This is a genomic window from Metasolibacillus meyeri, from assembly GCF_003049505.1.
In the GTDB taxonomy this organism is placed as follows: domain Bacteria; phylum Bacillota; class Bacilli; order Bacillales_A; family Planococcaceae; genus Metasolibacillus; species Metasolibacillus meyeri.
This window is the reverse complement of the sequence record NZ_PYWN01000192.1, coordinates 1-3,411: the sequence shown is the minus strand read 5'-3', so window position 1 is coordinate 3,411 and position 3,411 is coordinate 1. Positions and strand designations below refer to the sequence as shown.

Sequence of the window (3,411 nt, the reverse complement as noted above, 5' to 3'; positions counted from 1 at the left end):
GGGAGGAATTGAAATGAAAAACGTTATGGTTCGTGCGTGGGAAATTGCAAAGGAAGCAGTAATTAAATTTGGTGGCAACGTAAAAGAATACTTTTCTGAATCTTTAAAACAAGCTTGGTCTGAATTTAAAACTAGAACTGTTTCTAATTCGATTTTTAATCACAATAATATTGAATACAAATTCCCGTTCCTGATTGGCGAAGAAATGCCAGCCCTTGAAGGTTCCGAAAAACAAATAAAATGGGCAATCCAACTACGCCATGAATTTAATGTAACTTTTGTAAACTTCGTAAATGCACTACTTAAAAGAAAAATGAAAGAATCCGAAGTCTTAAAAATCATTAATCTTGCTCGCTTCTTAATCGAAAATCGCACAAGTGCAAGTTTTTGGATTGAGAATCGCGAAAACATCAATGGAAATAAGCTACAAATGTTACAATCCGTATACACAGAATTTAAAGCAGTCATGTAAATGTTTTTTACAAAAATAGGAACTGTATCATCAAACCTATTTGGGAGGGGAAATAAAATGGAGTTAAAGGCTAAAGTTGCAATGGTTATTAAAGCGGCGCAAGAATCAAAAAACGGCGCTGGAGAACATACAGCTTATCGAATTGTTAAAGAATGTGAATTTAGTCAAGGTACTATTCAACGTTATGTGGATGGGAAAAGCGACATCGGTCGCATGGGATTGGATGTTGCAGAAAAACTAGGCGAATACTTTGATAAACATTTTGAAAATAAATAATTACCAATAAAGGAGAGAAAATTATGTTAGTAGAATTTAATGAAGACTTTTACAAAGGTTTAGTTAGCTATGAAAGAATTTATGAAAAAGTAGTTGCCAAAAAATACGAAATTGATGAAATCAAACAATTACAATTATATAGTGAATATACAGGAAAGGATGTTGAATTAGAAGGCTTACGTCAAACGTTTGGCGAAACTATTTCAAATGCAGATGCTATAGAAAAATTCGAAATAGAACTCAACCAGTTAGAATCAGCAGCTTTTGAGAAACAAGTAGAATCTAAAGTTGATTTAAGATATTTCATCGAATTAAAGAGTCCTGTATATAGGTATTTTTTTTACAACTATTATATTTATGCTAAAAAAATAAAAGACGGCGCTGTTAAATACATTGCAGAAAATAGTGAAAACGATGCGAAAAAAGAATGGGACAAAAAACACGAAATGATAAAACACTTTGCGGAAATATATCATTATTTACACAAAGGACTTAGCGAAGATGAAATGTACAATTTTGTAGAAGAACAGTTTAAGTACATCTAATTCAAATAAACGTATGGGGGAATTAAATTATGAATAGATGTCAAGCGGATGATTGTAATAAATTAATTATCAGCAAGACACCCAACACAAAATATTGCAGCAAACAATGTAAATGGCGACAATACAGGCGCAAACGAGTAAAAGTAAATCTAGCAAAAGGTTTATGTCCTCAATGCGGAGGACATATGGAAGAACATAATTTACGCACTTACTGTGATAGATGCAAACAGTATTTTAGTGATCGTTACAAAGCTAACAAAGAAAATAAACAGACCTAAGCAAGTCGGGAAACTGCTTAATAAAAAAATGGAGAGTGGATAAAATGAAATTAAATCAATTATTAAATACTAAAAAAGTAGTAGCAAGTGGTTTTCCTGCAATCGCAGGATTATCAGAGTTTTCAAAAGGAACTGACGAGGTAATTTTATCAACATTACCAGCAGCTCAATTAGCTGCACAAGGTGTTACAGAGTATTATGCTCCTGTGATTCCTCGTGATAGCAAATTTACTACACCGCAAGATGTTATTGTCGCTGATTTAGATGTGCAGCAATATAAAATAGATGTGTTAAAAGAGCCAGCAGAGTTACTTGACTATGCTAACCCACTTGCTACAATTGTGGTCTCGCGTCACAAAGGTACTGCAGACTATATTCAAAACGATTTAAATTGGTGGGGTACTAAAGTATTTGACGGTAATATCAATGTCGAGGATGTAAAAGATAAACATGTAATTGGTACATTACCACCTCATTTAATTGCTGAGTGTGATGTATATACAGCTATCAGCGTCAAAGATTTTGATTATACAAAAGATGGCGATTTGGCAGGTAACGAGCTTAAAGAGCGTATTATGGTTAACAAACCGATAAAATTAACTAAACTATAATTTAAAATTATTAAGAGAGGATGATTGGTTATGAGTAACACATGGGATGCATATTGGTACAGTAATGTGGATGAGATAGAGGCTATTACAGACAAAAATGTAATAGCAAAAATGAGTACAGAGGAGATTTTTAAAGCTCTGGACGAAAGAATCCTATTTATAGGTGCAATTAACTCTGACAGACCAGATTATGAGGTAATTGCTTTGTATTCAGTGAGGAGAGATGGACGAAATATAGAATATATTTCTAACCCAAGCGAAGAAGTTAAAATCGCTGCTATCAAAGAAAATGGATTTGTAATTAATTTGATAGACAATCCTAGCGAAAAGTTGCAGTTGTTATCTGTCACAGAGGCTATTGACAGATATGGTGTTTTGGAGAAAAGGTTATCTAATATTATGCGGATAAAAAATCCGACATCCTCTGTTATAGAGTATGTTTGGGAAAGAACTCAAGCGCCTTATATATTTAAGTTGCTTAAAAAGCCTACGGAGCAAGATAGGTTAAAGGCGTTAACATATGATTTAGAGGTGGTCAAATATATAAAAGATCTCTCGGTAGAGGAGCAGTTGTTTATCGTCAATTGCATAATCAATAAATCAGGAACTTTAAATGTTAAGGGCATATTAGTAGACATGCAATTGTGTCCAGAAGCTCAACTGTTATTAATTGATTATGATACTTGGTATATTAGATACATCCAAAATCCTACAAAGGATGTTATTAAAAAAGCTTTAAGTGATAAAAGTAGCGACGCTGCTAAAAATATAAAATTCATTCAAAAAAATCTTTTAACAAATGAATTTAAAGTACTGGCTATCAAACATAGTTCAAAAGCAATTCGATTTATAGACAATCCTACGGATGATATGTTGCGTTTACATTATGACTTATGGTTAAAACAAAATTAAAAAAGAGCCGCCCAAAAGGCAGCTCACTCGTCAAGTAAATTGACAAAATTATTTCAATCCATATCCTCTATTAATATATCATATAATTTTTCTTAATACAAGCCCGCCCTCCACAACGGAAAGGCGGGTTTTACTTATTTTTTATCAACAATTGCTTTAGCTGCTAAACCTAGTAAATCGTCATTCGTGATTGTTTTATTTTCTAGCTTTGCCGTCCACACTTCTTTGTTTGCTCCTGCTGCAACGGCCGCTTCTACAATCATTTTTCTGCGTGCTGCACTTGCTAGTGTAGTTTCTGTTTCATTTTTTAATGCTGG

At 33.3% G+C, this 3,411-nt stretch carries 5 protein-coding genes and 1 pseudogene; 5 read left to right on the top strand and 1 reads right to left on the bottom strand.

The annotated features are described in order from the left end of the window. The 5 genes and pseudogenes from C9J34_RS20535 to C9J34_RS20510 form a co-directional block, all read left to right on the top strand. Nucleotides 1-472 (top strand): annotated as a pseudogene (locus C9J34_RS20535) (hypothetical protein); the annotation flags it as partial. 57 nt (nucleotides 473-529) lie between these two features. Then, nucleotides 530-748, top strand: coding sequence for a hypothetical protein (locus C9J34_RS20530; protein ID WP_107842034.1), 219 nt, complete (start codon nucleotides 530-532; stop codon nucleotides 746-748). Nucleotides 749-771: 23 nt separating this feature from the next. Next, nucleotides 772-1,293, top strand: a complete 522-nt coding sequence (locus C9J34_RS20525) for a hypothetical protein (protein WP_107842033.1) — start codon at nucleotides 772-774, stop codon at nucleotides 1,291-1,293. A 322-nt stretch (nucleotides 1,294-1,615) separates the two neighbouring features. After that, nucleotides 1,616-2,182: a CRISPR-associated protein Csx16 gene (locus C9J34_RS20515; protein WP_107842031.1), complete on the top strand. Its 567-nt coding sequence runs from the start codon at nucleotides 1,616-1,618 to the stop codon at nucleotides 2,180-2,182. A gap of 30 nt (nucleotides 2,183-2,212) precedes the next feature. Next, on the top strand, nucleotides 2,213-3,094 hold the full coding sequence (locus C9J34_RS20510) for a hypothetical protein (protein WP_107842030.1): 882 nt from the start codon (nucleotides 2,213-2,215) through the stop codon (nucleotides 3,092-3,094). Between the two features lie 134 nt (nucleotides 3,095-3,228). Here C9J34_RS20510 and C9J34_RS22190 read toward each other — a convergent pair. Next, nucleotides 3,229-3,411: hypothetical protein (locus C9J34_RS22190; RefSeq protein ID WP_193769114.1), on the bottom strand; the 183-nt coding region annotated here is incomplete at its 5' end.

Excerpts from the sequence above, each read along its gene's own strand:
- C9J34_RS20515 (WP_107842031.1), top strand. The coding sequence starts at position 1,616 with ATGAAATTAAATCAATTATTAAATACTAAAAAAGTAGTAGCAAGTGGT.
- C9J34_RS20530 (WP_107842034.1), top strand. The coding sequence starts at position 530 with ATGGAGTTAAAGGCTAAAGTTGCAATGGTTATTAAAGCGGCGCAAGAA.
- C9J34_RS20525 (WP_107842033.1), top strand. The coding sequence starts at position 772 with ATGTTAGTAGAATTTAATGAAGACTTTTACAAAGGTTTAGTTAGCTAT.
- C9J34_RS20510 (WP_107842030.1), top strand. The coding sequence starts at position 2,213 with ATGAGTAACACATGGGATGCATATTGGTACAGTAATGTGGATGAGATA.